Genomic DNA, 2,662 nt, shown 5'->3' with positions numbered 1-2,662 from the left:
GCCCAGAAGATGCCCCGGCTTCCATCCTCGAAGCTTACTTTGCTGCGCTGCACACCCCCAAGAAATGGATGGACTCCCTGTAGATCACATGCGCGGTCTCAAAGTCGAATTCTGGTATGCGGCGCAGGTTTCCGAAGCCGGAGGGATCGAGAGTGCGGCGCAACCGTCACACTTGATGCGCCACGGTTCTGCCATCGACCGGCACGATTGCAAACCGGGTTCGCGGCTCGTCACCAAGTGGTTTCCACCCGGGGTACACAAGGCGGGGCATCGAGCGAGCTCGAAGCGTGACACTGAAGGCCTTTTTCCGACATGCCGCCGAAACACCGGCATCCGAGCGGCTCGCTCCTCCGCCAAGGCTGGCGTGGCGGTGCGCGACCCACTACATGTAGTGGTTGATTGCTGCTGAGACCCCAGATATAGTGTCCCCTGGCTTCGGCGGCGCAGCCCTTCCGCCGACAATTTCATGCTTGCAGGGGCACAGGAGAGCAAATGGCTTCCAATTCCAAGCAAACGTCCACTCGGGTGGCGTCGGTCGCAGGCAAGACCTTGCAGAGCAACACGGCCAGCGCACTGCAAAAGTCCCTCGCCGGGTCCGCACTGCGTCAAGCAGGCAGTTCTGCTCAAACAGGCGCCAAGACCGAAGCGAAGGCCTCACGCGCCCTGGACAGCAAGAACTCTGCGCCTGTAACTCGCACGCTGGCGGGAACGGTCGTGTCGCAATCCAACCGCAAACGCTAAGTCTGTTAGCACGCCCCAGCGCCGCCAGCATGGAGCGGCATCGGCGTGTTGAGCCTTCGAGCAGGCCATGCGCGCCGAGATGATATTCGGAGGAGCTTTCGGGTATTGCCCCCCAATCGCGACATTCGCGCGACGGGCGCAGACATGGCGAAAGGCGCGCGCTACTCTACTCACCCCTACGAAGACCACGTGCTCAGATCCACCCCCACCAATCCACCGATTCCTTTGAATCCCCAGCCAGTCGAGCAGGTGCCTGTTCGCCGAGACGCTCCAAGCAGACCCACACGCGGGTAGAGGAGGTGTTGATGGCTACCAATCCTCCTATCCCGTCGAACCCACAGCCGATTGACCAGGTGCCATTAGACACCGAGCACACAGGCCCAAGGCCACAAAGCTAGCGGGCGAGCAAATAAGCCAAGCCTGCGACCGCGGGAGAGCAAACCAAGCACCAGTAAGCGCGATCCAGTGTCCGCGCGCGCTTGGTCGCGGCCTCACTGAAACCAACGATTTGCTGGTCGACAGACATCAACTGGTCCCAGCGGGTGAACCAGAGAGCCGTGGCTTCATCGGATGTGCCGGAACCTTGGTGATGCAAGAGACGTCGCCGCATCGCATCGCTGCTTGTGCCGACCGTGAGCGCCGTGGATCGGGCGCCATGTAGCAAGCTTACGCCCGCGATCAGAAACCACCAGCACGAAAGCGCTGCCAACGGCGCAACTTCGCTCGCGCTCGCAGAACCGAGCTTGCCAAGAGCGTATACGCCCGCTGCCCCCGCGCCCCCAGCGACCAACGTCGCGAGCTTGTAGACGCGATCATGCATGCCATCGTACGCTGAGCGCGCTTGCTCCAGAGTTTCTCCGGCGATCTTCTCAACATACTCGATGGAGTCCACCTTCCCTCCGACAGTGATAAGACCTGACCCACTCGAGCCCTAGCGCTCCACCCAAATCAAACCGCCAGATCATCCTAATCCCCCGCGCCGCAAGGCGTGCCGGTTCGATTGCGGCTCCGGGCACGACGGTTCCACGCCGTGGCGGACGAGAACACATACCAACGATCACAGAAGCGTTCCGCATCTGTTCCGCGAGGCGTTCCGCAAACGCAGTGGGGGGCCGCAGATCAGGCGTTAGGCCTCGGTGAGTGCGCCGGTCCGGACGCATCGCCATACACCTCAAGTCCCATGGGAATCGTTAGGATGACGTTGCCTCCTTCAGGGCTCCAGCAATACCGCGAGACCTCCGTGTATGACTTCGGTGTCACAGGCCCGGATTGATTGACCTTCAGCCCGAGCTCTTCACGGATGAATTTGATCTCGTTCAAGTTGACCTCGTCAAGCGGGAAGGTTTGAAGCACGACGGCCGCGATGTTGCCGTTGCGCAGTCGGTTCAACCAGATCGGTGCAAAGTTCTCTGGAAGAGAACTACCAGAAGCGCCGATCAGCAGGGTCATTTTCTTGTAGTGCCCGACGGGCACCTCGATGCCGAGGATCTTCCCCTTCTTGAACTGCTCGGGGACGGGGAACCGCGCGCCTGGGCTCAAAAGCGTCCGAAACTCAGCTCCGATCTTCCACTCCCCAAGGTGCGCAAGCTCGGGCAGCGGAATCGGGGGGCTCATCATCCGCCTTGGCTGGCCAGAGATCCGATAGTGGATCTCGCCGCTTTCGTGGAAGCTGATCTTTGCCTCGGTGCCCATCGATCTCTTGACAGCGTAGATCTCGCTACCGGCCGTCCAAACCTTCCAGAACTGTGCTACCTGCTGTCCGCCCTGAATCGGCGCAACCCGAAGCGGGCCATTGCTCAGCAAGCCCTTGATCGCGTGATAGTCGACCTTGCGAGGATTATTCAGGGGTGATCGTCCTTTTCATGTAATTTGATACGGTTTGCTCCGGAAGCCTTTGCTGGCGCGGGTTTCCGGGCGTCAA

At 60.7% G+C, this 2,662-nt stretch carries 3 protein-coding genes; 1 reads left to right on the top strand and 2 read right to left on the bottom strand.

Annotation, left to right across the window (positions count from 1 at the left end):
* Positions 1-492 precede the first annotated feature (492 nt).
* Entirely contained in the window at positions 493-741 is a 249-nt protein-coding gene (locus AC3A6Y_RS34895; protein WP_487872775.1) for a hypothetical protein, read from the top strand.
* Positions 742-1,135: 394 nt separating this feature from the next.
* On the opposite strand, the gene AC3A6Y_RS34890 is transcribed toward AC3A6Y_RS34895, so the two are convergent.
* Complete coding sequence (locus AC3A6Y_RS34890) at positions 1,136-1,633, bottom strand: hypothetical protein (protein ID WP_487872774.1); 498 nt, start codon at positions 1,631-1,633, stop codon at positions 1,136-1,138.
* A 227-nt stretch (positions 1,634-1,860) separates the two neighbouring features.
* On the bottom strand, positions 1,861-2,544 hold the full coding sequence (locus AC3A6Y_RS34885; protein ID WP_487872773.1) for a hypothetical protein: 684 nt from the start codon (positions 2,542-2,544) through the stop codon (positions 1,861-1,863).
* Positions 2,545-2,662: the final 118 nt, after the last annotated feature.

Source organism: Variovorax sp. Soil_C_17 (genome assembly GCF_057657265.1).
This window is presented reverse-complemented; position numbering and strand designations above follow the sequence as displayed.